Here is a 26285-nt window from a genome sequence, read left to right as displayed (position 1 = left end):
AACAAAGCTCAAGGGCCTGAGCCCGGTGCAATACCGTGCTCAGGCCCTCGCAGCCTAGGCTCTTACTTAGCCAGTCCAACTTTCGGGGACCAGTTCAGCCAGGCAGGGGCGCTGCTGCTTGTTGCTACGGAACCGGGATGGTTCCCGCGTAGTCGGTGTTGTAGCCGGTGACCGGCTGGTGCGGAATCTCTTCCCAGCGGTCGGCGTCTTCCTGCTGGACTTCGCCGGTGGCCAGGCCCAGCAGCAGTTCCTTCATGGCGAGCAGGTTCTGCTTGATGCTCTTGCCACGGGCCTTCTGGCCCAGGCTGCCGTCTGAGGTGTTGCCGGAGGTTTCGAAGAAGACCACCGGGTTGGAGTGCCCCTCCGGGTTCATCCCCTGGTAGTCCAGCCCCAGCATCATCGCCGATACCACGCCGCCCTTGATATCGATCTCCAGGCCGTTGCCCACCTGGTAGCGGTCCATGTTAATGGATCCGTACTTGGAGAGTTCGTCATAGACGTGCACGTGCATCTGGCGGGTCAGCTCGTCGTACGCGCCGTCCTTGATCCCGGGCAGGGTCGGCCCGCCCGGAGCCAGCGAGATGCCCAGCGACAGCGTGACATCGTCGCCGGTGCCCCATTCCTTCTTCAGGCCCTGGTGGTGGATGTCGATTCCGTAGGCTGGCTTTACATCGGTCCAGTATTCGTAGAAGGCCAGCGATTCATTCGCCACGAAGCCGTTGGGCGTCCAGTCCCGGTTCAGATCGATCCGCTGCTCACGCCCGTTGGAACCGAACTCCGGCAGGTTGTTGGCCTGGTCCCAGAGGATGGTGTGGCGGATGTTCGCTTCCGAGCCATCCGGGTTGTACATCGGGATGAAGTGGAAGGTGAACTTCTCGCGCAGCAGTTGGTATTCCGCCGACCCGTTGCTACCCAGATCCTTCAGCAACGTGAGGATTGAATCGGTGCCGTAGGGCTCGTTGCCGTGGATGCGGCCCTGGATCCACACATGTTCGGCGCCGTTGCCGACCGTGGCCACCCAGAGATCGCGGCCCTGTTCCGACTTGTTGACCTGCGTGCCCGCTTCTTCCAGCGTGAAGGCATCCACGCCGTAGCGGCTGGTCTTCTCCAGCTTCCGCAATTCCTTCACCACGTCGTCGTAGGTCAGGATGCTGGAGATATTGGTGTTGCCCTCGGTGGAGGGGAAGTTGGCATCGGCCAGCACCGGCGTGGCGGCGCTGAAGGGAATGACGACGGCGAGGGCCGCCGCCGCTGCCAGGCTGCGATAGCGCTTGGGTTTGGCCGGTGGCTGGTTGGTGCTGCTCTTGGGCTGGTGCTTCACTGCATGTCCTCCAGAGGTTGAGCGATTCATCCCCGACTGCGGCCGGCTGGGACGGCGGCGGGCAATGGGACCGGCAGCTCGCGCGAACTGCCGGTAAGCAGAGGCTAGCCGGGCGTCCGCACATTGCCCAGAGCCCGCGGCCCAATCTTGACGTGTGGCCCAGTAATTTCCGAAGCCGGACCAACTCTCCTCCCGCCACCAGTCGGGCAGCCGGAAAAGAGAACGCCTGGACAAGGGACATCCGATAGCGTGGCGGATATGACTTCCCGGATCCAAAGCACTCGGATCGTGCTGGCCCAACGGCCGCACGGTGCGCCCGATTCGTCCACTTTCCGCTTCGAGACAGTGGATCTGCCGGCCCCTGTAGCGGGAGAACTGCTCATTCGCCACAAGTACGTGTCTTTGGACCCTTATATGCGTGGCCGGATGAGTTCCGCCAAGAGCTACGCCGCACCGACGCCGGTGGGGGATGTGCTTCCAGCGGAAACCATTGGCGAAGTAGTGGAGAGCCGTCATCCCGGTTTCCAGCCGGGCCAGCTGGTTACCGCCTACGGCGGCTGGCAGAGCGCCGCCGTCGTCCGCTGGGATCACGCCCGGCTGATTCCGGACAACGGGCTCTCCGACTCCACTGCACTCGGTGTCTTGGGCATGCCCGGCTTCACGGCATATTCGGGTTTGCGCGAGATTGGCCGGATTCAGGGCGGCGAAACTCTGGTGGTCGCCGCCGCTGCAGGACCGGTTGGATCTACCGTTGGCCAGCTCGCCCGGGCTGCCGGTGCCCGTGCCGTCGGGATCGCCGGCGGGCCCCAAAAGTGCGCGTACTTGCTCAGCGAACTGGGCTTCGACTCGGCCGTCGACCACCGCTCGCCCGACTTCGTTGACGAACTCGCAGCAGCATGCCCGGACGGCGTCGACGTCTATTGGGAGAATGTGGGCGGGGCTGTCCTTGAAGCCGTGGTGCCGCTGCTGAACCTCTATGCGCGGCTGCCGATCTGCGGCATGGTGGCCAGCTACAACGACACGGAACCGCCGGCCGGTCCCGACCAACTGCCCGGATTCATGCGCACCGTGCTCAGCCAGAGCCTCACCGTCCGCGGCTTCATCCAGACCGAGTTCCGGGAAAAGCACTGGGACGCTTTTCAGCGGGAGATGCCGGGGCTGGTCAAGGACGGTTCAGTGAAGTTCCGCGAGGATATCGTTGACGGCCTCGAGAATGCCCCGGAGGCCTTCAGCGGGTTGCTCAACGGGAAGAATTTTGGAAAGCTCTTGATCCGCCTTTGACCAGTTTTTCTGCACTAAGCGGCGCATGATGCCAGCGCTGATCGTCTCCGGTGGCAGCCGCGCCGGATCATCGGCCTGTTGTTGATTGCTGGACGCGGGTCGCGAGGATGCCCGAGACCGGTCCCAGCACGATGAGCGCAGCCCACGTGATCTTCCCCGCCGTGCCGCCGGCTGCCAAAGCGACGGGAATCGACACAGTGAAAACCAAGGGCGGAACGAGGAAATCGAGCACGAAGGCTGCGTGGTGCCGAGGCGTCATCGGGTCGATCTCGAGACCGTGCCGACGGGCAATCTCGAACATCAAGAGTTGGGCCAAGGACGCCAAGATGATGTTCGCGGCGTACAGCACGGTCGTCAGCTCCAGCAGAGATGTCTCCGGGTCGCTCACCCCCTGTGTGGTGAACGGAATCAGGATGACGAACGCGGCGGCCAGGAGGTTAGCCGTCGTCGTCGCCGAGTCGAGCGCCGAGAGCCGTTTGATCAATCGGAGGTTGATCCGCCAGAACACGGCGATCACGGCGAAGCTCAGGGCGAAGCCGGCGAGCTGGTGCACGACTCCTGATTCGAGCAGCGCCCGCGGGTCTTGCCAGGCCTCCGCGGAGGGAGCATCGATGTTCGTGACCAGCAGCGTGATGGCGAATCCGTAAATGACGTCGTAGAAGCTAAGCCCACGGTCGAACTCGCTGGATTCGCGCGCCAGCACCACGGCGTTGCGTGCCGTAATCCCGGCCTTCGGATGGGAAGCTTCAGGGCCAGCCGCGCGGGCAGCCTGCGGGCGATCAGGTCGCTGTTCCACGTGATTAGCGTCGCGCAAGCGAAGTGGCAGTGCAATGGTTTATGGAATTCAGGGCAGCCTCGGCAGAACTTCCGACAGCTTCCGTAGAGCGGTAACCTCAAGCTGTGAATCCTGAGGAGCTGGCCAACCTGGCCCACCTGCGGCGGGCACGCGACCTGATAGACCGCGATTTTGCCCAGCCGCTCGATGTGCCGACGATGGCGGCCAAGGCGCTGATGTCGCCGGCCCATTTCTCCCGCCGGTTCAAGGCAACGTATGGCGAAACGCCCTACAACTATCTGATGACCCGGCGGATCGAGCGGGCCATGGCACTGTTGCGCGCCGGCTGGAGCGTGACGGATGCGTGCATGGAAGTGGGGAGCACCTCGCTGGGATCCTTCAGCACCCGGTTCACCCAACTGACCGGCGAGAGCCCCAGTTCCTACCGCAGCCGCAGGCATGAGGCGGCCGAAGCGATGCCGCCCTGCATTGCGAAGCTGCTGACCCGGCCCATCGATCCGCGATCGAGCAGGAATCGAGAAGCGGCGGCCCCTGCCTCTGCGTAGGTTGGGCGCATGACTATTTCACTCCAGTACTGCAACATCACCGTCAACGACCCCGCCGAATCCATCCCGTTCTACCGGGACGGCCTCGGCTTGGAAGTCCGCAACGACGTCGCCAACGGAGGCTTCCACTGGATCACCATGGGCAGCCCCGACCAGCCGGAGCTGGAGTTGGTGCTGTCCGCTCCGCACGCCGGCCGCTCCCAGGCCGACGGCGACCAACTCCAGGAGTTGCTGGTCAAGGGCGTGCTGCCCATGCTCGTCTTCAGCACCGACGACCTGGACGCCCTCTTCGAGCGGCTCGTCTCCTTCGGCGCGGAAGTCCTGCAGGAACCGATGGACCAGCCGTGGGGCCCGCGCGACTGCGCCGTGCGCGACCCATCAGGCAACATGATCCGGATCAACCAGAACAAGTAACCGCACCAGTACGACGTCGGCCGCTCACCTCCGAAGGTGAGCGGCCGGCGTCGTACTCTTCAGTAAGTTCGGAAGGTTACGGCAAGATCTTTTGCAGATCCGGAGCTTGGGATAGCGTTCCGTATTTGGCAGAGGCATCGCCCAGAAGTTGCACGGCCTCGCGATTGAACTCAGACCGATACGCGGGGAGGACCATCTCCTGCCGCAGCTCCTCACTGATCTCCGTGTAGGTTCCGACGATAGCCCGGATCTCCTGCGGATTCTCTTGGGCGTACTCCAGCGACTTCGTCATGGCCTTCCGGAACCGCTCAACCACTTCAGGTTTGCTGTCGATCATCTCGCCGGTAGTGAAGTAGCCGGCGATGTCCAGTTCGGGACTCGTTTCAACGTAGTTGTAGCTGACCACGCGGTTACCGTTTTTCAACGCCGATGTCAGGAAAGGCTCCAAGATCCAGGCCGCGTCCACCTGGCCATTGGCCAAAGCGGCTTCGGCATTCGGGAACGCTACCTCGACGAAATTGATCTTGTTGGGGTCGCCGCCGTCCTGTTCCACCACATGGCTAATGGTGGTGTCACCGATGTTGGCAAGCGTGTTGACGGACACCCGCTTCCCTTCCAAGTCAGCGGGAGACTTGATCGGTGAGTCTTGGGCAACGATGACCGCGCTGAAGTCTTTTCCTTCCTGACCGGCGCTGGAGGCTCCATTCGTCACGAAGCGGATGTCAAGGCCCTTGTCCACGGCCACCATTTGCGACACCACGTTGTTGAAGGCGAAGTCGAAATCACCGCTGACTACGCCGGGAACGAGGGCAGCTCCTCCGGCTGCTGTCTGAAGGTCGAGCTGGAGTCCTTCTTCTTCGAAGAAGCCCTTCTCCCGGCCCAGCCAAATCGGAGCGGTATCTACGATGGGAATGACGCCCACGGTGATCGGGGTCAACGTGCCATCCGCAGCGGCTTCTGAACCCTGTGGTGCTTCCGTTCCACCGCTGGGCGACCCGCTGCCGCAGGCAGACAGGGCCAATACTGCAGCCGTCGACAGGACGGCCACATAAGTGCGTTTCATATCTTTTCCTTTTCGTGAGTTAGCGGGTACGTACGCCTGTACACGCAGACGCTCTGTTTGCCGCTGGATGACTGGCCTGCTGTTTTAGGTGTCTACCGGGGCAAGCACGATGTTGAAGCGGGTCCGGGCCCAGGTGCGGTCGCCGAGGTCGCGGCCGTCGGGGGTGGAGGTGCCTGCGGGCTGTTGCTCAAATTTCTTGATCAGGGATTCCTTGACACCGAAGACAGAGTCGCCGATCTCGATTTGCGGGTCGCCTTCGACGAAGATATGCGTGACCAAGGTGCGCAAGCCGGGAGCTGTCACCATGAAGTGCAGGTGGGAGGCCCGAACGGGGGAGCGACCGACCGCTTCGAGCAATTGCCCGACCGGCCCGTCATGCGGGATGGGGTAGGGAGTGGGGGTCAGGCCCCAGAAGCGGAACCCACCGTCGTCGTCGGTAAAAAGATGTGCCCGCCCCGCGACCCGGGAATCGGTGTATTGGACGTCGTAAAAGCCGTCTTCATCGGCTTCCCAGACCTCCACCCGGGCGTTCGGGACAGGTTGGCCGTTGGTGTCTTTGACGGTTCCTTCAACCCAGCAGGGCTGGCCGGGGGCGCCGCCGGCGATGTCCCCGCCCAGAGAGATCTCCGGGGAGTCCTCGACGAAGAACGGCCCGAAGACGGTTGCCTCGGTAGCGTCGCCGACTGCCTCGTTGTTCACCGCGATGGTCTGCATGGACGCACCGAGGACGTCGGAGAGCAAGATGAACTCCTGCCGCTTGTCGTCCGTTATGTGTCCGGCCGCGGTGAGGAATTTTATGGCCTGGTTCCATTCGTCCTCGGTCAGGCGGACTTCCCTGATGAACGCGTGCAGGTGCCGGGTCAGGGCCTGCATGACCAGTTTGAGCCGCGGGTCGTCGGCGTTCTCAAAGGAGGCGACGACGGCATCGACCAGTTGCTGTTCGATTGCCGCCTGTTCGGCGGAGACGGCGGATCCTGCTGCGGTGGTCATGGTGAGGGTCCTTCCTTAAGCGGCGACGGCGGCCAGCGCGGCCGGGTCGCTGCCGGTCAGCGCCGCGTCGAGCAACGCGGCCAGGTTTTTGGGTGTGGTTGGGCGCGGATTGGATGGCGGAACCGAAGCCAAGATGATGCCGACCGCCTCCGGAATGTAGTCCGCGTTGAAGCCGTAGTCGGCCAAAGCTCGCGGCGCATTGACCGCCCTGCGCAGGTTCTGCAGTCCCTCTAATGCCGTGGGCGTTCCAAACGCGGCGGCCGCGCGGGCGTCGGCATCCGGTGCCGCGGGAGCATTGAAGGCCAGCACGTATGGCAGGACGGTGGCATGGGTCTGCGCGTGGGGCAAGTTGTAGGTTCCGCCCAAGACATGGCAGATCTTGTGATGCAGCCCGGAACCGGCCGAGGCGAAGGCGACAGCCGAGAGGTAGGCGCCGTAGAGCGCCTGCTCGCGGCCCGGCAGGTCTTCTGGATTCGCCGTGATCAGGGGGAGTCCTTGGCTCAGGGCGCGGATGCCCTCGGCGGCCAGCGCGGCATTGATTGGATCCGCCCGGGGCGCCCAGAGCGAGTCAATGCAGTGCGCCATGCCGTTCAAACCCGATGCGACGGACAATTCCACCGGCAGCGACAAGGTCAGCTCGGCGTCGTAAATCACGGTCTCGGGCAGCACGCGGTCATCCACCCCGGTGGTCTTGCGGGCCGCCTCAGTCAGACCCCACACATTCGTGGCTTCAGATCCAGCGTACGTAGTGGGAACGGCAACGATCCTGATGCCGGTGGTTAGGGCCACTGCTTTGGCCAAGCCGGTAGTCGAACCACCGCCCACGCACACCAGCAGGTCGATGCCGGCATCGGCGGCGGCGGCGCGGGCCTTTCCAGCGGTTTCGATGGGTACGTGCATCACCACGTCCGAGTGCCAGAGGGCAACATCAATCTCCGCTGCGACGGACCGGGCCAGGGTCTGCTCATGCTCCGAAGCAATGACCATCACCCGCGAAGCGCCCAGCCTGACTACCTCAGCTGCAAGGTTCGCCGAAGCCTTCCCCGACCCGAACAACACCCGCTGCCGCAGCGTCACATGTTCAAAACTGGCCATTATCCGGCCACCTCCTCGAGCGCCTGAATGGGGTCGTAGGTATAAAGCCAAGCTGACTTGGCCAGCGCATCGCCGTCGGCAAGCCGCGCATCACGTTCACGCTGTTCCGGTCCGTCGGGCAAATGATTTATGTCCTTCCGCTCATGGCTAAGGGACTGGATCTTTGTAGTCCGCTCGATTCTGGCTGCTTCATAGGTGGCTAGGGCTTGGGCCGGATTGTCGGCATGCCGGGCGAGGCAATGGGCCAAGACAGCTGCGTCTTCGATTGCTTGGGCAGCCCCTTGGGCAAAGAACGGGTACATCGGATGGGCCGCATCTCCCAGCAGGGCGATACGGCCATGTGTCCATTGCCGCAGCGGCTCCCGGTCCAACAGGGCCCAGCGGCCCGGTCTGTCCGCGGCCTTTATCAGATCTTCTAGTCGCCGGTCCCAACCTGCGAACTCCGCGAGGAACTCCTCCAAATCCGCGGTGGCAGACCAAGACTCCCGGGTGTAATCGCCGGCCGGGGCGAAAGCCACGAGGTTGATGAACCGTCCGGCAGAGACCGGATAATGAACCAGATGTCGGCCCGGCCCAATCCACAAGGTCTGTACTGCACGGCGGGAAAATTCCGGGGCCTTCTCTGCAGGGACCAGGGCCCGGAAAGCGCACATCCCCGAATATGTGGCTGGGGCGGGAGAGGCAATCGTCCCGCGGACCATCGAATGCACTCCATCGGCGCCGATGACCACATCCGCTGTGTGGACTCTGCCGTCAGCCAAGGTCAGGCTGACGCCGTCAGGGTCCTGCTCAACCGACGTGACACGGGTACCGAGCCGGATGATGTTGTTCGGCACGGCAGAGCGGATCGCGGCGAGGAGATCCGCCCGGTGCATGACGTACGTGTCTTCGCCGTAGAGCTGTTTGCACCGCTGGTCCAGATCTTCGACTGACAGGATGGTGCCGTCAGACCAGCGGCGAAATTCCCAACCAGCCTTCAATCGGACGCCGTTTTCAACCACTTTGTCTGCCACGCCCATGCGGCGCAGCAAGCGCATCGCGTTGGGGGCCATGACCAAGCCAGCGCCCACTTCGCCCAAGGCCGGTGCTTGTTCAAAGAGAACGACCTGGTGACCCGCCTGACAGAGAAAAGCCGCAGTAGCAAGACCGCCGATTCCGCCGCCGACGACGGCGACGCGGAGCCTCGATGCTGATGGGGATTTGGTGCTCATGGTGCCTTCGCTTGTGTGATCCGATAGCGCCCCCGGCGGCAGGCTGTATGCCTGAGCACTGAGACGCAAGTTGAAACCATCTTGGATCGACGGGCAAGAGATTCAGCCGCTAATGTTCACTCAGTGGACAACTTTTCGCCCTGCATTAGGGGATAGGCCGGATGAGGCATCATGCAATGGATCAGCGCAGCGTGGTCGGTAAAGCGGCCGATATCTTGTCTGCGTTCTCGGCGGATCATGCTGAACTAACGCTCGCCGACATCACGCGCCGCGCAAAGCTGCCACACGCCACCGCACGCCGTCTTGTGAACGAGTTGGTCTCAACGGCCCTTTTAGAACGGACCGACCACAAAACCTACGTCGTCGGAATCAAGATGTGGGAAACGGGGGCGCTTGCCCCGCGGACCTTGCCTTTGCGGGCGGTGGCGATGCCATTCATGAGCGTGCTCCACGAAGCACTTCGCCAGCATGTGCAATTAGCGGTCCTCGAAGGCGACGAAGCTGTGGTCATTGAACGGCTTTCTGCGTCGCGCGCTGTAGGGGTTTTGTCCCAGGTGGGCGGTCGGCTTCCGCTGCATGCATCGGGGGTCGGCAAAGTCTTGCTGGCGCATGCGCCCCGCGAGATCAGCAGCCAAGTGATGGGTAAGCCGCTTGAGGCCATGACGCAATTCAGCATCACTGACCCCCGTCTCCTTGCGCGGGAAATCGCCTCCGTCCGCGCGCTGGGTTACGCGGTAGTCCGTGAAGAAATGAGCCTTGGTGCGGGGTCTGTCGCCGCCAAAGTCACAGCGCCGGATGGCGCCGTGATTGCTGCGCTCTCTGTGGTTGTGGATACCCGGATGACCAACATTCAGAGCCTCGTCCCCGCCGTTGTCTCGGCTGCCCAAGGGATCTCGGGGGCCCTCAAGAAGGCCTAGGAGTTGTGCTCCCCGCCAGGCGGACAGTTCGACAGTTCGACCCGAGCTTCCCGTATGAGGGACGACGGGGCTGCGCCCACCATCACCTCGACGGCGCGGGCAAGGTGGGTGTGCCGGTCTGCGACGCCGTTCCAGCGCACCAGGGCCTGCGCGTTCAGCCCGTCGATCATGCCCAGAATCTGCCACGCTACGGACTCCGCATCCGGTGTAGTGAAATCACCGGATGCGATGCCGGCTGACACCAGGTCCCGGATCACCGCCTGCCAGGCATCCATCTGGTCCCGCACGCTGCGGGCCAGTGCCTCGTTGCGGCGGCCGAGGGACCAAGCTTCCACCCAGACGGCCGTCACATCCAGGCGCTGTTCGGCGAGGAGGGTGTCGAGCAGCAGGCTCAGGCCTTGCTGCGGGGTGCCTGATCTGGCGATCAAGGCGGCGACCTCTGCGGTTTCCGCGGCAACAATGCTGGAGAATGTCGCGGCCACCAGCACGTCAACGGAGGGGTGGTAGTGCGCCACGAGGCCCGGGGCAACGCCGGCACGCTGGGCGACGTTGCGCAGTGTGATGGCGGAAAGTCCCTGGTCCAAGGCGATGTTCCGGGCAGCTTGGGCGAGCTCCGCGGCGCGTTCGTCCGGAGCTTTGCGAAGGGCTTGTCGGGTGTTTGACATCACAAACCAGTCTAAAGTACTTTGCTCGTTATTGATCAGTTGATCAATAGCGGGACCGGCCAGAAAGCAAGGCCTTCCGAGCGCAGCGACAACAGGAGGTTCCATGGCGTGGCGTATGCCGGCGGAAACTGCACTGCACGAGCGGACCTGGATGGCGTTTCCCCGGGCAGGGCGGACACTTGGCGAGGACGCTGCCTCAGCCGAGGAGGCGTACGAAGCCTGGACCGCCGTGGCCCACGCCGCGGCCGAGTTTGAGCCGGTGGCCATGGTGGTTGATCCGACCGAGCGGAAGCGTGCCGGCCGTATGCTGGGCAACGGCATCGAACAGCTCGAAGCGCCGCTGGATGAGTTCTGGATGCGCGACATCGGGCCGACCTTCGTCGTCGACGACGAAAGGCCCGACGTGCTCGGCGCGGTGGATTGGACCTTCAACGGCTGGGGCGCTCCGGCCTGGGCGGAGTGGGAGAAAAGCCGGGACATCGGCCGCTTCGTCGCCGAGCAGGCCCAGGCCGAACTCGTCGGTTCCATGCTGGTCAACGAAGGCGGCGCCATCCACGTTGATGGCGCGGGCACGGTGCTGGTGACCGAAACCGTGCAGCTCGATCCCGACCGGAACCCGTACACGGACAAACAGCGTGTGGAAGCGGAACTGGCCCGCACCCTGGGCGCCGGCCATACCGTGTGGGTGCCGCGGGGGCTGACCCGCGACTACGAAGACCTGGGCACACGGGGCCATATCGACATGGTGGCCACGTTTGCTTCGCAGGGCCGGATCCTGCTCCATATGCAAAACAACCCGGCACATCCGGACTTTGAGGTGAGCCGGCAGCTGCGGGACTTCTTCGTAACCCAGACGGATGCTGCTGGCAAGCCGTTCGACATCGTTGAGCTGCCCGCCCCCGAGACCCTGAAGGACGACTGCGGGTTCGTCGACTGGAGCTACGTCAACCACCTGGTCGTCAATGGGGGCGTGATTGCCTGCGGCTACGGCGAGGAACGAGCGGATGCGCTGGCAGCCGAAATCCTCGCCGAAGCCTATCCCGGCCGCCGCGTGGTCACGGTGGATGCCCGGCCCATCCTGGCCCGCGGCGGCGGCATCCATTGCATCACCCAGCAGCAGCCCAATCTCGGCCTAGCGGCGGCATGATGGGCATGATTGACGTGGTGGAGGCCTCGATCGCACAGCTGCGCGAGGCGCTGGAGACTGGAGAGGCAACCAGCGAGGAAATCACCCAGGCCTATCTGGAACGCATTGCCGCCTATGACCACACGGGCATCCGGCTGAACTCCGTCGTCGTCATGAATCCTGCGGCGCTCGCCGAGGCCTGCGCTTCGGACCAACGGCGCTCCCGCGGCGAAACGCTCGGCCCGCTGGACGGAATTCCCTATACGGCCAAGGACAGTTATCTGGCCACAGGTCTCACCGCCGCAGCCGGCTCGCCCGCCTTCGAGCACTTGGTAGCCCAGCGCGACGCGTTCGCCATCGAACGCCTGCGCGCGGCCGGAGCCGTGCTCATCGGACTGACCAATATGCCGCCGATGGCCAACGGCGGGATGCAGCGCGGCCTCTACGGACGTGCCGAAAGCCCCTACAACGCAAACTTCCTCACCGCAGCCTTTGGTTCCGGTTCGTCCAATGGATCCGGTACGGCGACGGCGGCCAGTTTCGCTGCCTTCGGACTCGCCGAGGAAACCTGGTCCAGCGGACGGGCGCCGGCGTCGAACAATGCGCTCTGTGCCTACACCCCCTCGCGCGGTGTTATCTCCGTCCGCGGCAATTGGCCGTTGGTTCCCACCATGGACGTGGTGGTACCTCACGCCCGCTGCATGGCCGACCTGCTTGAAGTGCTGGACGTCATCGTGGCGGACGACCCGGAAACGCGCGGCGACTTCTGGCGCGCGCAGCCCTGGGTGCCCATCCCGGACGCTTCGTCGGTCCGGCCCGACTCCTATCCCGTCCTGGCGCCCTGCGGACTGCAGCAGGCACGCCAGGCGCTGCAGGGAAAACGCTTCGGCGTCCCGCGCATGTACATCAACGCCGACCCCGAGGCCGGCACCGGCGAACAGCCCGGCATTGGCGGAGCCACCGGGCAGCGGATCGAGACCCGGGCCTCGATCATCGAGCTGTGGGAGGCCGCACGGCGGGACCTCGAGGCAGCGGGCGCGGAGGTGGTCCCGGTGGACTTTCCGGTCGTCTCCAACTATGAGGGCGATCGGCCTGGCGCCGCCACGATCGGCACCCGCGGGCTGGTCAGTCCGGAGTACCTGCGGCGCGAAATCCTGGATCTCTCCGCGTGGGCATGGGAGGACTTCCTAGCGGCCAACGGCGACCCGGCGCTCCATTCCCTGGCCGGCGTGGACGGTGCGCAGATTTTCCCGCACCCCGACGGCGCCCTGCCGGACCGCTACGACAATTTCGATGACATTGCGGCGTATCCTGCGCATGTACGGGAACACGGCGTCTCGTCCTTCACCGACATTCCGCATCTGGCCGACGGACTCCGGGGATTGGAAGAAACCCGCCGGCTTGACCTGGAACTATGGCTGGACCGCCACAGCCTGGACGCGGCTATTTTCCCTGCGGTAGCCGACGTTGGCCCCGCGAACATGGATACCAACGAGGCCGCGGCCGATCGTGGTTGGCGCAACGGCGTTTGGGTGGCCAACGGCAACCTGGTCCCGCGGCACCTCGGCATCCCTACCGTCACCGTGCCCATGGGCACGATGACGGACATCGGCATGCCGGTAGGCCTCACCTTTGCCGGACGAGCCTATGACGACAACACCCTGCTGGCCCTGGCAGCCGCCTTCGAAGCCACCGGCTCCCGCCGCACCGAGCCACCGCGGACCCCGCGGCTGGGCTGAGCTGTCGCCGCTTGTCGAATCCGCAAGGCGGTCCTAAGTGTGCGCCGTAGAGCTCAGGGAGCCGGCTCGGGGCGGGCCGCTTCGGCCTGGCGCAGCACCTCGATGGCGGCGGCAACCCGGCGCGGGGGAGTGTGACCGGCCGGCAGCAAGGCAACGATCGCGTTGCGGGCGTGCTTGTCGGCGATCGGCCGGTGCACCACCTGCAGCCCGTCAAACGTTGTGCCGTCCACCGGAGGGCTGTTGGCGAAGGAGTAGCCGAGTCCGCGGGCGACCATGCTGCGGATGGTCTCCATGTTGGCGCTGGTCCATCGCACGTTGAGTTCCAATCCGGCCTGGCGGGCCACGGTGGTCAGCCGTTCGATGGTCGGCGGAACGTCCAGCAGGATCGCCGGTTCCGCGGCGCTGTCCTTCAGCCGCACGGTGGGCTGTTGCGCGAGCCGGTGGTCTTGCGGCAGCACCACCTGGAGCTGGATGTCCTTGATGCGCTCCCGGTGAAGATCGTCGTCGGCCTGCAGCGCGTAGACCAGTGCGACGTCGAGCCGGCCTTCGCGCAGGCCTTCCTGAACGGCTCCCGCAGAGCTTTCGGTGAAGCGCAGATCCACCTCCGGATGGTGTTTGGTGAAGTGCTCGGCCAGCGGCGGCACCAGCCGCGGCGAGAGCGTCTGGCTGCAGCCAACCCGCAGCGGGCCGCGGATCTGTCCCAGGTTGTCGGAGATGGATGCGGCCGCTTCGGTCACCCGTTCGAGCACTGCCCGGGCGTGTGTGGCGAACTCGATTCCGGCCGGAGTCAGCGCAATCTGGCGTGACCGGCTGCGCACCAGCAAGTCAGCTCCCAAGGACTTCTCGAGTTGCGCGATGGCCATCGAGGCAGCTGCCTGCGAGGCGTGGCAGGCCGCCGCCGCTGCGGTAACAGACCCGTAATCCACCACGGCGACGAAGTATTCCATTTGCCTCAACGTCAGATCTGACATAAGTCCCCTTGATGCATCGCATTGGAACAATTGATTTTCTATATTATGTGTTCTGCAGCACACTTGAAGCAAGCAGGCCCCGACCCCAATCCTTCGAGGAGTTCCACGTGCAGCAAAACAGCAACACCCGCACGGCGGTCAAGGCTCCGGCAACGCTGCCGGAAGCAAATGATTCGCTGAACACGCGGGAGATGCGGCGCATCCTCTCGTCAAGCTTCGTTGGCAGCGCCATCGAGTACTACGACTTCATCCTGTACGCCACGGCGGCGTCGCTTGTCTTCGGGCACGTGTTCTTCGCCAACCTCGGCGATGGGTTCGCGCTCTTCGCCTCCTTCGCGACGCTGGCGGCCGGCTACGTGGCCCGTCCGCTGGGAGGTGTGGTCTTCGGCCACTTCGGCGACCGGATCGGCCGCAAGAAGATGCTGGTGCTTTCCATGCTGATCATGGGCGTGGCCACCATGATCATCGGCATGCTGCCGCCGACGGCACAGGTGGGGATCGCGGCCCCGATCGCCCTGGTCATCCTTCGTCTGGTCCAAGGCGTCGCGGTGGGCGGCGAATGGGGCGGTGCCGCATTGATGGCCCTCGAACACGCGCCGAAGACCAAGCGCGGCTTCGCCACTTCCTTCGCGAACGCCGGCGGACCTGCCGGCGCCATTCTGGCCACGCTGGTGGTCTCCGCGGTCTCGGCCGCCACCGGCGACCAGTTCCTGGAGTGGGGCTGGCGCATTCCGTTCCTGCTCAGCGCCGTCCTGATCGTCGTCGGCATGGTGATCCGGCTGAAGGTGGCCGAATCGCCGATGTTCGCCAAACTGGAGGACGCGAGCGAGAAGCGCAAAATGCCGCTGCTGGATGTGCTGCGGAACCACCCGAAGGCCGTGGTCCTGGCGCTCGTGGCCACGATGAGTTTCTACTGCTGCCAGGGTTTGCTCACCGTCTGGGGCGTTTCGGTGGCGGTGGAGAACGGTGTGGACCGCTCCGGCGTGCTGAACTGGAAGGCCGCCGGCGCGGTCATGACCCTGATCGTGACATTCTGGGCCGCCCGGATGAGCGACCGCGTGGGCCGGAAGAAGATGCTGGTGATCGGCGGCGTTACCGGCATCGTCCTCGCCTACCCGCTGATCACGCTGCTGGACAACGGCACCATGTGGGGCTTCGCGGTCGCCATCGTCGTGGGCAACGGCCTGGTCCAGGGGCTGTTGTACGGGCCGATCGGTGCCTTCGTTGCGGAGCAGTTCCCCACCCACGTGCGCTACACCGGCGCGTCGCTCGCTTACCAGGGAGCGTCCGTTCTCGGCGCCGGCTTCACGCCGATGATTGCCACCGGCCTGGTCCTCGCCGCCGGCGGCGGAATCACTCTCGTGGCAGCCTTCTGGGCCTTGGTCATCGCCGCGGGCACGGCGGCGGTCCTGATGACCCGCGAAAGCCACCGCGCCGAAATCGGCTGACCCGAACGCCGTTGCACTAACCCCAGCCGTCCACCCTGCTGCTTTGCGGCGGGGTGGACGGCGGCACCACCGAAGGAAAAAACCATGAACGATCATCTCCAGAGCGGGCCGCATCCGGTGCGCGACTACGCCGGGTTCGAAGGCACCGTCGCGCAGAAAGCCAGCGACTCGGTCGCGGCGTGGAAGCCGGCCACGCGCGCCCGCGAAGGTGCGCCGAACGTCGTCGTGATGTTGATGGATGACATGGGGTACAGCGACATCGCACCGTTTGGCGGCGAGATCGAAACCCCGGCGCTGGCCGAAATCGCCGAGGACGGATACCGTCTGGGCAATTACCAGACGCCGCCGATGTGTGCTCCGGCGCGGGCCGCGCTGATGACCGGCATGAATCCGCACCGGGCAGGTTTTGCCTACGTGCCGCACATGGATCCGGGCTTCCCGAACTCGGCCATGGAACTCCCCGCAGACGCTCCGACGCTGGCCGAGAACTTCCGGGCGGCCGGGTACGCCACGTTTATGGTGGGCAAATGGCACCTGACGGTGGAGTCCAAGATGCACGACGCCGCGGAGAAGTCCTCGTGGCCGGTGCAGCGCGGCTTCGACCGCTACTACGGCTGCATGGACGGCTTCACCTCGCTGTTCCACCCGCACCGGCTGGTACGGGACAACAGCCAGGTGGTGGTGGACGAATACCCGGAGGACTACTACCTCACCGATGACCTGACCGACCAGGCGCTGGGGATGATTTCCGAATTGCGCGGCAGCGACGCGGACAAGCCGTTCTTCCTCTACTTTGCGCACACCGCCGTGCACGGACCGGTCCAGGCCAAGGCGGCGGACATGGAGAAATACCGCGGCCGGTACGAGTCTGGCTGGGACCACATCCGGTCGCAGCGGTTCGCCCGGCAAATCGAGCTGAGGCTGTTTCCGGAAGGCACCCGCTGCGCCCCGCGCAACACCGAACCGGGCTCGGACGTGGTGCCGTGGGACTCGCTCAGTGCCGAACAGCAGGCGCTGTTCGCGCGCTACATGGAGGCCTACGCCGCCGCGGTGGACAACGTGGACCAGAACCTGCGCCGGCTGACGGACCACCTGAAGGCGCTGGGCGAGTATGAGAACACCATCATCGTGTTTACCTCGGACAACGGCGGCACGTCCGAGGGCGGCGACACCGGCACCCGCAGCTACTTCAGCCGTTTCTCCGCGCCGCGCTCCGGGCTGCCCCAGGACTGGCAGCCGGACGTGCCGCGGGATCCGGAGCTGATCGGCGGCCCGCAGACCTATGTGCACTACCCGCGCGGCTGGGCCTACGCGTCCAACACTCCGTTCCGGATGTACAAGACCTTCCCGCATGCCGGCGGTGTCCGGGTGCCCATGCTGCTGTCCTGGCCGGCCGGCCTACCCCGCCCCGCGGACGACGACGGCGTCCGCCACCAGTTCGCGCATGCCGTGGACATTGGACCCACCCTGCTGCAACTGGCCGGCGTGGAGCCGCTGGCCGAGCGCAACGGGCTGGCGGCACGGGAAACCGACGGCGTGCCGTTCGGCAACTGGCTGCGGAACCCGGCGGAAGCGTCGGGGCACTCCGTGCAGTACACCGAGCTCAACGGCCGCCGCGGCTACATCGCCGGGACCTGGAAGGCGATTGCCCCGGAGCCCAACGGCCCCGGCTGGAAGCAGGACGGCTGGGAACTGTACGACCTGGCAACCGACCCGACCGAACTGGTCGACGTGGCCGCCGAACATCCGGAGAAGGTGCGCGAACTGGCCGCGAAGTGGGAGGCGGACGCCTGGTGGAACCAGGTCTACCCGCTCAACGACGACGGCTCGTTCAACCGCAACCGGCCGGCCAGCGAACTGCTCCTGGAACAGCCGGTGACGTTGTACCCCGGCGCGCCGACGCTGGAACGCTACCGCTCCGCCAAACTGGTCCGGCTGCGCTCCTTCACCATCGACGCGCAGGTGGAAATAGCGGACGGTGACGGCGGCGTGCTGGTGGCGCACGGCGACCAAGGCGGCGGCTACGTACTGTTCGTCGAAGACGGTGAACTGGTCCTGACTTACAACGAATACGGCGAGGTCAAACGCCTCGGCGCCCCGATCGAAGCCGGGCTCCGTAACATTCGGGTGGACTTTGCCGCGCTGCCCGACTTCAAGTGGGCGATAAGCCTGCAGGTCGACGGGGACCAGGTGGCGGTCCTGCCCGAGGTCTTCCAGCTGACCGGGATGGCCCCGTTCGCCGGAATCAGCGTGGGGCTGGACCGCGGCGGCCCGGTGGACTGGGAACTGTCCCGGCGCCACGGCTGCTACCGCTACAGCGGACGGCTGCACCATGTCCGCTACACCCCCGGACCCAAGGCGGATTACAACCCGGAACAGATCGTGGAACTGGACCGCGCGATGGTCGCCGCCTTCGAATAACGACGGCGGTGCTTGGCTGGCGGGGGCGCGTCACCTAGGGGCGGCTGCTGCTGCGGACTTGCTCAGGCTGCGATGGTGCGGAAGCCGATGTTGCTGGCCGCCGAGTCCGGGGTGTTCTTGGACCGGGCCGCAACCCGGTAGCGGTTGCAGTACGAATCGTGGCAGAGGAACGAACCGCCGCGCATCACCCGGCCCTGCCCGATGGTGGGGCCGGGCGGGTTCTCCGCCGGGGACTTGCGGTAGTACTTGGGCAGGAACCAGTCGGCGCACCATTCCCACACGTTGCCGCTGGTCTCATAGAGACCAAAGCCGTTCGGCGGGAAGGTGCGCACTGGGGCCGGGCCGAGGAAGCCGTCGTCGAGCGTGTTGTTCGTGGGGAAGGTTCCTTGCCAGATGTTGCAGCGGTGCGCCCCGTCCCGAGCCACCAAATCGTTGCCCCATGGGTAGCGTGCCTGCTCCAGCCCGCCGCGGGCGGCGTACTCCCACATCGCTTCGGTGGGCAGCGCCCGGCCGGCCCACTGGCAGTAGGCCACCGCGTCGTTCCACGACACCTGGACCACGGGGTGATCAGGAAGGTCCTGCCAGGAGGATTTCGGCCCGTGCGGATGGGCCCAGTCGGCACCCCTGACGGTGACCCACCACTGTAGGCCCTCGGCCCGGCCCAGGATGTCAGAGTCATCGGCGGCGACCAGGAGATGGAACACCGCCGAGTAGCCGTAGACCTCGGACTCGGTGCGGTAGCCGGTGGCGGCGACAAAACGGTGGAACTCGGCATTGGTCACGGCTGTGGCGTCCACCGTAAAGGGCGACAGAGCTACCTCGTGGACCGGGCCTTCGCCGTCCTCCGGGTAGCCCTCGTCGAACGCGTCGCCCATGAGGAACTGGCCTCCCGGCAGCGACACCTGCTCGATGCTCCGCGCCTGGGTGACCGGAGTGACCGTCGGCGTGGCAATGGTTTCCGGGGCAGTTCCGGCGCCGGCAACAGCGGCAGGCGTGGTGGCCGAGGTGCCGGCGTCTTCGCGCTCCGGCCCATGGCAGCAAGACATACGACTCCTTCGCGGGCACTGTCCCTTCAGGATAGTGCCGGGCCGGGCCGGGCCGGGCAAGCACACACGCGGATACGATCGCAGCATGGGTTTCAGGCCGACGACGAAGGGGCACCTGACGCCGGGCACCGGGTCCGTGGTGACCAGGTTTCCGGCGCGGGCAGAGGTGGCTGCCTTCGTGCGCCAGGTGTGGATTCCGGAGTGGGACTTGCCGGCGGGGGAGCAGGCGGAGCAGTTGGTGCTTGGCTATCCGGCCAGCAATGTGGTGGTGGCAGTAGAGGGCGTCGCGATCTATGGGCCCACCAGCCGGGCGTCCACTAAGGTGCTGACGGGCCGCGGGTGGGCGGTGGGCGCGTTAATGAAGCCCGCCGGCGTGCGGTTGTTCACGGAGCGGCCGGCGGAATTGTTGGACGCGGAAGCCACTGTGGAGGCGGCTGCCCTGCACCGGTCGATCTGCGACGTGATGGCAACGCCGGAGGCCGCGGACCTGCCCGGGGCCGCAGATTCCGGGCCGGCAGATCCTGGTGCTGGAGATTCCCGTGTTGCGCATCGGGCGCGCTGTGCCGATCTGCTTCAGGACTTCGTACGGGCGCTCGCGGCCCACCGGTCTGACGGCGGGTTGTCCGACGACGCCGCCCTCGCCAACCAGATGGTGGACCTGATCGACGAGGGTGACATCCGGTCGGCGCCGCAACTGGCCAAGGCATTGCACCTGTCCGAACGCAGCGTGCAGCGGCTGGCATCCCGCTACGTCGGGATGTCGGCGGTGCTCATGCTGCGCCGCCGTCGTTTGCAGGATGCTGCCGAACGCGTCCGAGCCGAGCCCGCGATGGACCTCGGTGAACTCGCTGCGGAGCTTGGTTTTTCCGACCAAGCGCACTTGACCCGGGAGTTCCGCCAGGTGTTGGGCTTCACGCCGCGCCAGTATCCGGGTTCGCCGGGGGCTTAGCGCGTGACGCAGAGTCAGGACTGGCCGGCCGCCATCGACTCCGCCCATTCGGCCACGCGGCGGTTGCTCTCTTCCGGCGACAGGTCCTCCACCCGGGTCATGATGGACCACCGGACGCCGAAGGGATCGCGGATGCTGCCGTACCGGTCGCCGGATACGAAGGTATTTACGTCCTCGCGCACGCTGGCGCCGGCAGCCACGGCACGCTCCACTGCGGCATCCACGTCCGGGACGTAGAGGCCCAGCGAGTAGCAGTCGTCGTCGCCCTTGGGCGCATTGACCAGATGGTAGGCCGGGTTGACTTCGCCGAGCTGCAGGCAGCCGTTGCCGAAATCAAGGGTGGCATGGACGACGACGGGGCTGCCGTCCGGTCCCGGCATGTCGGTCTGGTCCAGCAGCTTGGCCCCGAGGACGCGGGTGTAGAAGTCGATGGCGCCCGCGGCGTCCGTGAGCGCGATGAACGGCGTCAGGGACGTCATGCCGTGCGGGACGCCGTGGTCGGTATATTCGCCGTGGGCGGGCTGGGTGGTGTCAGTCATCATGCCTCCAAACTAGGCGCGCGCCCAGCCTCCGGTCTTGAAGATTTCCGCCAAGGGGCGCGCCAATCGGTAGCCGGGCACCGCCGTCGTTATTAAAGGCAGTGGCACCAAAGGGCTGCGGCGCCCGGCGAGGGTGCTGGCCGTTTTATTGCCGGGGCAGTTCCTGCACAACCAGGAAGGGTACGCCGGTGGGGTCGGTCAGGGTGGCCATGCGGCCGAAGGGTGTGTCTTCGGCGGGTTGAAGGACGCTGCCGCCCAAGGCAGTGGCCTTCTCGATGGCGGCGTCGGTGTCCTCCACGGCGAAGTAGATGCGCCAGTGGGAGGGGACGCCTTCGGGTAGCCAGGCGCTGGCATCCATGATGCCGGCTGTGGCGTTTTGGCCGGAGCCGAGGGTCGTGTAGCGGAATTCGTCGGTGTCGCTCATGACCTCGGTGTCCCAGCCGAAAACGTCCTGGTAGAACTTCACGGTGGTCCGGTAGTCACGGGTGGAGAGTTCGTGCCAGGCGGGGGAGCCGGGCTCGGCGGCCAACTGGTAGCCGGTGTGGCCCGCGAACTCCCAGAGGCCCACCGTGGCTCCCCCCGCGTCGCTGATCATGGCCATCTTGCCCTGCTCCGGAACGTCCATCGGCTGCATGTGGACCTGGCCGCCGTGTGCCTCGGCTGCCCGGGTGGCGGCGTCAATATCCTCCACCCGCAGGTAGGTGCTCCAGACGTCCGGGAAGCCGGAGTCCTGGTTCGGCATCATGCCGGCGACGGCCTGGCCATCCTTGAAGGCCATGGTGTAGCCGCCGTATTTCTCTTGGTCCCCGACCTCATAGGTCCAGCCGAAAAGTTCGGTGTAGAACTGCTTGGCCTTCTCCGGATCGGAGGTCATCAGGTCAACCCAGCAAGGTGCGCCGGGGCTGAAGGTTGGCTTGGGCATGGATAGCTCCTGTTAAGAGGGACGGTGGTGGAGACAAGCGCGAGCCTACTCCCGGTCGACCACGGCGGCAATGAAATCCAGTGCCTCAGTCCCTATGCTCCTGCCGGGCCAGGAACCGCTCCACCCTCCGGTCCGGTATCAGCCACAGGGCTGCCACGACTGTGTAGGCCGCGATGCTGACCAGGGGCTGCAACAACGCCACCGCGATGCCGACAACGTAGATGGGAGGGGAAATCTTTGCCTTCCAGTCCCGGCCCAACGCCTGCGCCAGCGCGCCGTCCTTCCCCTGTTGGCGGATGAGGCAGGTTTCCAGAAGGTAGTAGGCGATTGCGGCCAGGAGCAGATTCGTCCCGTAGACCAGGACCGGCACGGTAACGAAGCCGGTTTCATCCATCCACCGGGTGGTAAACGGGAACAGGGACAGCCAGAAGAGCAGGTGCAGATTTGCCCAGAGGACGGTGCCGTTGATTTTTCCGGCCAGGTGGAGCATGTGGTGGTGGTTGTTCCAGTAGATGCCTACGTAGACAAAGCTCAGCAGATAACTGAAGAACCCGGGAGCCTGCTGGAACAGGGCGTGCCAGGTGGGTTCTTCGGGCACATGGAGTTCCAGCACCATGATGGTGATGATGATGGCCAGCACGCCGTCGCTGAAGGCTTCCAGCCGGCTCTTGTTCATGACGGAACGTCCATGCAGGAAATCATCGTCGCCCCGCCTGTCGATGGGAAGTGCCGGTGTCAGGGAGACTTCGCCGGGCTTCACCATCCCGGCTTCGGGTTCGACGCCTGGCACTTAGGGCGTGGAACGATCGCCGGCAGGGCTTGCGCCCGGCGGCGGGCGGGTGTCCGGGCGGCTACGTGTACAGGATGCGCCACATTGCCGCCGAACGGAAAGGTATGCTGCCGCTCGAACGGCGGAGCGCCCTGACTTTGCAGCTCCTTCACTGTGTCGACCACCAGCGACCCTTAGTCTCCTCGGTCCGATGTGGCGCATAGTGTACGCCGGCCCTCTCAGCCGGGAGCAGCGAACCTGTTTCCCGAAGGCTGGTTCACTCCGCCTTTTCAGGCGCACCTCACCCTCCCGGACGCCAGTCCGCCGCGCTCCCAGGCGCACCTCACCGTCTCGGACGCCGGTCCGACGCGCTCCCCGGCGCAGCCCACGCCATCAACGCCATTCTGGAACCAGAATTGTTGACAATCTTGGTGGGTGGTGATTCACTGCACACAGAACAGTCCGAGTGCAAGGAGGATTCGTGAACAACACCGAACCGGCCCTGTTGGTGGTCAGCGCACATGCCGGGGACTTCGTCTGGCGGGCGGGCGGAGCGATCGCAGCCGCGGCGCAGCGGGGCGAGCGCGCCGTCGTCGTCTGCCTGTCCTATGGGGAGCGCGGCGAGTCCGCCAAAGCCTGGCGCGAGGGCAAGGGCTTGGAGGAGATCAAGGCAATCCGGCGCGAAGAGGCGGAGAACGCGGCCGCGGCGCTCGGCGCGGAGGTCCGGTTCCTGGATGCCGGCGACTACCCGCTGGTGCCCACCCGCGAACTGGTGGACCAGCTGGTCCAGATTTACCGCGAGGTCAAGCCCACGGTGGTGCTGACCCATCCGCTGGTCGACCCCTACAACGGGGACCACCCGGCCGCCGCGCGGATGGCGCTGGACGCACGCGTGCTGGCGCAGGCGATCGGCTACGACGCGCCGGGCGATCCGCTGGGCGCGCCGCCGGTGTTCTTTTTCGAACCGCACCAGCCCGAACAGTGCGACTTCAAGCCCAACGTGCTGCTGGACATCACCGAGGCCTTCGCCGCCAAGCGCGAGGCGATGGAGTGCCTGGCGGCCCAGCAGCACATGTGGGACTACTACACGGACCTGGCCACCCGGCGCGGCGTGCAGGTCAAGCGCAACGCCGGCCCCAACCTCGGCTTCCCCACCGACACCAAGGGCGAGGCCTACATGCGCTACTACCCGCAAGTGACCACCGAACTGGCATGAAAAACGTCATTGTCACCAATCCGCCCCGGGCCGAGCTGGCCGATGTCGATGCGCTCGCCGGCTTCGGCGTGGCCACGGTGCACGAGGCGATGGGCCGCACCGGCCTGGCCGGCCCGCAGTTCCGGCCCATCCAGTCCGGTGCCCGGGTGGCCGGCACCGCCGTCACGGTGCTCTGCTGGCCCGGCGACAACCTGATGATCCACGCGGCCATCGAACAGTGCAAGCCCGGCGACATCCTGGTGGTCACCACCACCTCCGAATGCACGGACGGGCTGTTCGGCGAGCTGTTCGCCACCGCCCTGCAATGCCGTGCCGTGCGCGGCGTGGTCACCAGCACCGGCATCCGCGACGTCGCCGAACTGCGGGCGATGGGCTTCCCGGCCTGGTCCGCGGCCGTGCACGCGCAGGGCACGGTGAAGGCCAGCGCCGGCGCGGTCAACGTGCCCATCACGCTGGGTCGGGTCACGGTGCGGCCCGGCGACGTGGTGCTGGCCGACGATGACGGCGTGGTCTGCGTGCCGCGGTTGGACGTCCCGGCCGCGATCGAGGCATCGAAGGCGCGCGAGGCCAAGGAGGAGAAAACCCGGTCGGTGTTCCAGGAGGGCACGCTAGGCCTGGACTACTACGGTCTGCGGCCGCTGCTGGAGAAGCTCGGCGTGCAATATGTGGCGGCTGAGGACTATGACGGCTGATCACGACGGCGGCGCCCGGCTTCCGCGCGCGGGGTCGGCTTCCAGCGGGCCCCGCAACTACGACGACGGCGTGCGCTGCCTGCTGATGCGCGGCGGCACCTCCAAGGGCGCCTACTTCCTGGCCGACGACCTGCCAACCGACCCGGCCGAGCGGGACGACCTGCTGCTGCGGATCATGGGCAGCCCGGACGCCCGGCAGATCGACGGCATCGGCGGGGCGCACCCGCTGACCAGCAAGGTGGCGGTCGTTTCCCCGTCAGCCGATGGGGCAACCGACGTGGACTACCTGTTCCTGCAGGTGGCCGTCGACGACGCCGTGGTCTCGGACAGTCAGAACTGCGGCAACATCCTGGCCGGCATCGGCCCCTTTGCCGTCGAACGCGGTCTGGTCCCGGCGCAGGAAAGCACGACGTCGGTGCGCATCCGGATGGTGAATTCGGACAGCATTGCCACGGCTACTTTCGCGACACCCGGCGGCCGGGTGGACTACCGCGGAGACGCGGCCATCGACGGCGTGCCCGGCACGGCGGCGCCCATCAGCTTGGACTTCGCGGACACCGCCGGCTCCTCGACCGGAGCCCTGCTGCCCACCGGCCGCGCCAAGGATGTAGTGGACGGCGTCGAGGTTACCTGCGTGGACAACGGCATGCCGTCGGTCCTGATGCGGGCCTCCGATCTGGGCGTCAGGGGCTACGAGAGCCCGGCCGAACTGGAGGCCAATGCCGAATTGGCCGACCGGCTGGCCAGGATCCGGCTTGAGGCCGCCAAGCTGATGGGCATGGGCGACTTCTCCGGCAAGACGGTGCCCAAGCTGGTGCTGCTCGCGCCAGCGCGCAACGGCGGAGCAGTCGCCACCCGCAGTTTCCTGCCGGTGCGCTGCCACACCTCCATCGGCGTGCTCGGCGGCACCACCGTGGCGGCCGGCATCCAGCTGCCGGACGCCGTCGGACATGAACTGGCACAGCTACCCGCGGACGGCGGACCGCTGCGGCTGGAGCATCCCACCGGCTACCTGGACGTTGGCGCCGACCTGGAAGAGGGGCCAGCCGGCATCACCACCAAGTCCTCCACGGTGCTGCGGACAGCGCGGAAGCTCTTCGATGGCACCGTTTTTCCCCGCGAACACACCCACCAGCAACCACGTGAAGGATGAGCATGAAACCCCACCACCGCGATATCGCCCATCTCGGCAACATCGAGCTCTTCACGGATAAATTCGACGAGAGTTACTGGTTCTTCAACGACCTGCTGGCCATGCGCGAAGTCGGCCGCGCCGGCGATTCGGTCTTCCTCCGCACCTGGGACGACTACGAGAACTGGAGCATCAAGCTCACCCCGCGCGCGGCCTCCGGCGTCGGACTGGTCGCGCACCGGGCGGCGTCCCCCGAGGGGCTGGAAAGGCTGGTCGCTTCGATCCAGGACGCCGGACTCGGCGGGGACTGGCAGGACGGGGAATTCGGTGTCGGCCCGTCCTTCCACTTCACCGATCCGGACGGGCACCCGATGTCCGTCTACTACGAGACCGAGTGGTACCAGGCCTCGGACGACAAGCCGGCGCTGAAGAACCAGGCCTCCCGCTTCCCCGGCCACGGGGTCAACGCCCGCCGGCTGGACCACATTAACTACTTGGCCGCCAACGTGGAGGAGAACGCCAAGTTCTCCGCCGAGGTCCTCGGTCTGAAGGACAGCGAACTGATCCGGTTGGACAACGGGCGCACCGCGGCACACTGGTTCCGGTTCGGCCAGAAGTCCTACGACCTGGTCTACTCCGCGGACAACCTGGGTGCCTCCGGCCGGCTGCACCACATCGCCTTTGCGCCGGACACCCGCGAAGACATCCTCAAGGCCGCCGACATCTTTTTGGAGAACGGCATCCACATCGAGTCCGGCCCGCACAAGCACACCATCAACCAGACGTTCTTCCTCTACGTCTACGAGCCGGGCGGCAACCGCATCGAATTCGCGAACGCCGGGGCGCGGCTGCTGCTGGCACCGGACTGGGAGCCGGTGGTCTGGAGCGAAACCGAACGCAAGAAGGGCCAGGCCTGGGGGATGCAGACCATCTCCACCTTCCATACCCATGGCACCCCGCCGATCGATGTGCCGGACGAGCAGTGAACAACCGATGGGCTAGGTTATTGGCAACAAC

25 protein-coding genes are annotated in these 26285 nt (G+C 65.7%); 13 read left to right on the top strand and 12 right to left on the bottom strand.

Annotation, left to right across the window (positions count from 1 at the left end):
- Positions 1-124 precede the first annotated feature (124 nt).
- A complete protein-coding gene (locus tag AC5RW2_RS25370; RefSeq protein WP_493963943.1) occupies positions 125-1321 on the bottom strand; it encodes a M14 family zinc carboxypeptidase in 1197 nt (398 codons plus the stop codon).
- A gap of 258 nt (positions 1322-1579) precedes the next feature.
- Between AC5RW2_RS25370 and curA the strand changes: the two genes are divergently transcribed.
- The gene (gene curA / locus AC5RW2_RS25365) at positions 1580-2602 is read left to right on the top strand and encodes an NADPH-dependent curcumin/dihydrocurcumin reductase (protein WP_493963942.1); all 1023 of its coding nucleotides are present in this window, start codon (positions 1580-1582) and stop codon (positions 2600-2602) included.
- A 67-nt stretch (positions 2603-2669) separates the two neighbouring features.
- On the opposite strand, the gene AC5RW2_RS25360 is transcribed toward curA, so the two are convergent.
- A complete protein-coding gene (locus AC5RW2_RS25360) occupies positions 2670-3398 on the bottom strand; it encodes a TMEM175 family protein (RefSeq protein WP_493963941.1) in 729 nt (242 codons plus the stop codon).
- A gap of 104 nt (positions 3399-3502) precedes the next feature.
- Here AC5RW2_RS25360 and AC5RW2_RS25355 point away from each other — a divergent pair, with 104 nt between their 5' ends.
- Together AC5RW2_RS25355 and AC5RW2_RS25350 are read left to right on the top strand one after the other, a co-directional pair.
- Complete coding sequence (locus AC5RW2_RS25355) at positions 3503-3943, top strand: helix-turn-helix transcriptional regulator (RefSeq protein WP_493963940.1); 441 nt, start codon at positions 3503-3505, stop codon at positions 3941-3943.
- A 9-nt stretch (positions 3944-3952) separates the two neighbouring features.
- On the top strand, positions 3953-4357 hold the full coding sequence (locus AC5RW2_RS25350; protein ID WP_493963939.1) for a VOC family protein: 405 nt from the start codon (positions 3953-3955) through the stop codon (positions 4355-4357).
- Between the two features lie 76 nt (positions 4358-4433).
- Here the strand turns inward: AC5RW2_RS25350 and AC5RW2_RS25345 are convergent, their stop codons facing one another.
- The 4 genes from AC5RW2_RS25345 to AC5RW2_RS25330 all read right to left on the bottom strand — a co-directional run bounded on the left by AC5RW2_RS25345 (position 4434) and on the right by AC5RW2_RS25330 (position 8716).
- On the bottom strand, positions 4434-5420 hold the full coding sequence (locus tag AC5RW2_RS25345; RefSeq protein WP_493963938.1) for an ABC transporter substrate-binding protein: 987 nt from the start codon (positions 5418-5420) through the stop codon (positions 4434-4436).
- An 84-nt stretch (positions 5421-5504) separates the two neighbouring features.
- Positions 5505-6410, bottom strand: coding sequence for a dioxygenase family protein (locus AC5RW2_RS25340; protein ID WP_493963937.1), 906 nt, complete (start codon positions 6408-6410; stop codon positions 5505-5507).
- Between the two features lie 15 nt (positions 6411-6425).
- Positions 6426-7505, bottom strand: coding sequence for a maleylacetate reductase (locus tag AC5RW2_RS25335; RefSeq protein ID WP_493963936.1), 1080 nt, complete (start codon positions 7503-7505; stop codon positions 6426-6428).
- Positions 7505-8716, bottom strand: coding sequence for an FAD-dependent monooxygenase (locus tag AC5RW2_RS25330; RefSeq protein ID WP_493963935.1), 1212 nt, complete (start codon positions 8714-8716; stop codon positions 7505-7507). The genes AC5RW2_RS25335 and AC5RW2_RS25330 overlap by 1 nt, the downstream gene beginning before the upstream one ends.
- A gap of 176 nt (positions 8717-8892) precedes the next feature.
- On the opposite strand from AC5RW2_RS25330, the gene AC5RW2_RS25325 reads away from it, so the two are divergent.
- Positions 8893-9633: an IclR family transcriptional regulator gene (locus AC5RW2_RS25325; protein WP_493963934.1), complete on the top strand. Its 741-nt coding sequence runs from the start codon at positions 8893-8895 to the stop codon at positions 9631-9633.
- On the opposite strand, the gene AC5RW2_RS25320 is transcribed toward AC5RW2_RS25325, so the two are convergent.
- Complete coding sequence (locus tag AC5RW2_RS25320) at positions 9630-10298, bottom strand: TetR/AcrR family transcriptional regulator (RefSeq protein WP_493963933.1); 669 nt, start codon at positions 10296-10298, stop codon at positions 9630-9632. The two genes, AC5RW2_RS25325 and AC5RW2_RS25320, sit on opposite strands and share 4 nt — an antisense overlap.
- Before the next feature lie 103 nt (positions 10299-10401).
- Here AC5RW2_RS25320 and AC5RW2_RS25315 point away from each other — a divergent pair, with 103 nt between their 5' ends.
- A complete protein-coding gene (locus AC5RW2_RS25315; RefSeq protein ID WP_493963932.1) occupies positions 10402-11445 on the top strand; it encodes an agmatine deiminase family protein in 1044 nt (347 codons plus the stop codon).
- Entirely contained in the window at positions 11445-13163 is a 1719-nt protein-coding gene (locus AC5RW2_RS25310; RefSeq protein WP_493963951.1) for an amidase, read from the top strand. The genes AC5RW2_RS25315 and AC5RW2_RS25310 overlap by 1 nt, the downstream gene beginning before the upstream one ends.
- 53 nt (positions 13164-13216) lie before the next feature.
- Here the strand turns inward: AC5RW2_RS25310 and AC5RW2_RS25305 are convergent, their stop codons facing one another.
- Positions 13217-14134 (bottom strand): LysR substrate-binding domain-containing protein, encoded by a 918-nt coding sequence (locus AC5RW2_RS25305; RefSeq protein ID WP_493963931.1) that lies wholly within the window; start codon positions 14132-14134, stop codon positions 13217-13219.
- Between the two features lie 107 nt (positions 14135-14241).
- Between AC5RW2_RS25305 and AC5RW2_RS25300 the strand changes: the two genes are divergently transcribed.
- A complete protein-coding gene (locus tag AC5RW2_RS25300) occupies positions 14242-15582 on the top strand; it encodes an MFS transporter (protein ID WP_493963930.1) in 1341 nt (446 codons plus the stop codon).
- 84 nt (positions 15583-15666) lie between these two features.
- Positions 15667-18003, top strand: coding sequence for an arylsulfatase (locus AC5RW2_RS25295; protein WP_493963929.1), 2337 nt, complete (start codon positions 15667-15669; stop codon positions 18001-18003).
- A 62-nt stretch (positions 18004-18065) separates the two neighbouring features.
- On the opposite strand, the gene AC5RW2_RS25290 is transcribed toward AC5RW2_RS25295, so the two are convergent.
- Positions 18066-19049, bottom strand: a complete 984-nt coding sequence (locus AC5RW2_RS25290) for a formylglycine-generating enzyme family protein (RefSeq protein ID WP_493963928.1) — start codon at positions 19047-19049, stop codon at positions 18066-18068.
- An 85-nt stretch (positions 19050-19134) separates the two neighbouring features.
- Between AC5RW2_RS25290 and AC5RW2_RS25285 the strand changes: the two genes are divergently transcribed.
- Positions 19135-19998: a helix-turn-helix domain-containing protein gene (locus tag AC5RW2_RS25285; RefSeq protein WP_493963927.1), complete on the top strand. Its 864-nt coding sequence runs from the start codon at positions 19135-19137 to the stop codon at positions 19996-19998.
- A gap of 14 nt (positions 19999-20012) precedes the next feature.
- On the opposite strand, the gene AC5RW2_RS25280 is transcribed toward AC5RW2_RS25285, so the two are convergent.
- The 3 genes from AC5RW2_RS25280 to AC5RW2_RS25270 form a co-directional block, all read right to left on the bottom strand.
- A complete protein-coding gene (locus tag AC5RW2_RS25280) occupies positions 20013-20540 on the bottom strand; it encodes a VOC family protein (RefSeq protein WP_493963926.1) in 528 nt (175 codons plus the stop codon).
- A gap of 142 nt (positions 20541-20682) precedes the next feature.
- Positions 20683-21459, bottom strand: a complete 777-nt coding sequence (locus AC5RW2_RS25275; RefSeq protein ID WP_493963925.1) for a VOC family protein — start codon at positions 21457-21459, stop codon at positions 20683-20685.
- Positions 21460-21544: 85 nt separating this feature from the next.
- Positions 21545-22249, bottom strand: a complete 705-nt coding sequence (locus AC5RW2_RS25270; protein WP_493963924.1) for a TMEM175 family protein — start codon at positions 22247-22249, stop codon at positions 21545-21547.
- A gap of 460 nt (positions 22250-22709) precedes the next feature.
- On the opposite strand from AC5RW2_RS25270, the gene AC5RW2_RS25265 reads away from it, so the two are divergent.
- Genes AC5RW2_RS25265 through AC5RW2_RS25250 form a run of 4 tightly spaced genes read left to right on the top strand, consistent with a single transcriptional unit; the run spans position 22710 to position 26254 of the window.
- Positions 22710-23444 (top strand): PIG-L deacetylase family protein, encoded by a 735-nt coding sequence (locus tag AC5RW2_RS25265; RefSeq protein WP_493963923.1) that lies wholly within the window; start codon positions 22710-22712, stop codon positions 23442-23444.
- On the top strand, positions 23441-24136 hold the full coding sequence (locus AC5RW2_RS25260) for a 4-carboxy-4-hydroxy-2-oxoadipate aldolase/oxaloacetate decarboxylase (RefSeq protein WP_493952071.1): 696 nt from the start codon (positions 23441-23443) through the stop codon (positions 24134-24136). Before AC5RW2_RS25265 ends, AC5RW2_RS25260 begins: the two co-directional genes overlap by 4 nt.
- The gene (locus AC5RW2_RS25255; RefSeq protein WP_493963922.1) at positions 24126-25289 is read left to right on the top strand and encodes a 4-oxalomesaconate tautomerase; all 1164 of its coding nucleotides are present in this window, start codon (positions 24126-24128) and stop codon (positions 25287-25289) included. The genes AC5RW2_RS25260 and AC5RW2_RS25255 overlap by 11 nt, the downstream gene beginning before the upstream one ends.
- Before the next feature lie 2 nt (positions 25290-25291).
- Complete coding sequence (locus AC5RW2_RS25250; RefSeq protein WP_493952069.1) at positions 25292-26254, top strand: VOC family protein; 963 nt, start codon at positions 25292-25294, stop codon at positions 26252-26254.
- Positions 26255-26285: the final 31 nt, after the last annotated feature.

The organism is Arthrobacter sp. B0316-1-20, from assembly GCF_059091865.1.
Note: the sequence above shows the minus strand (reverse complement) of the source record. Positions and strands in the feature narration are given on the sequence as shown.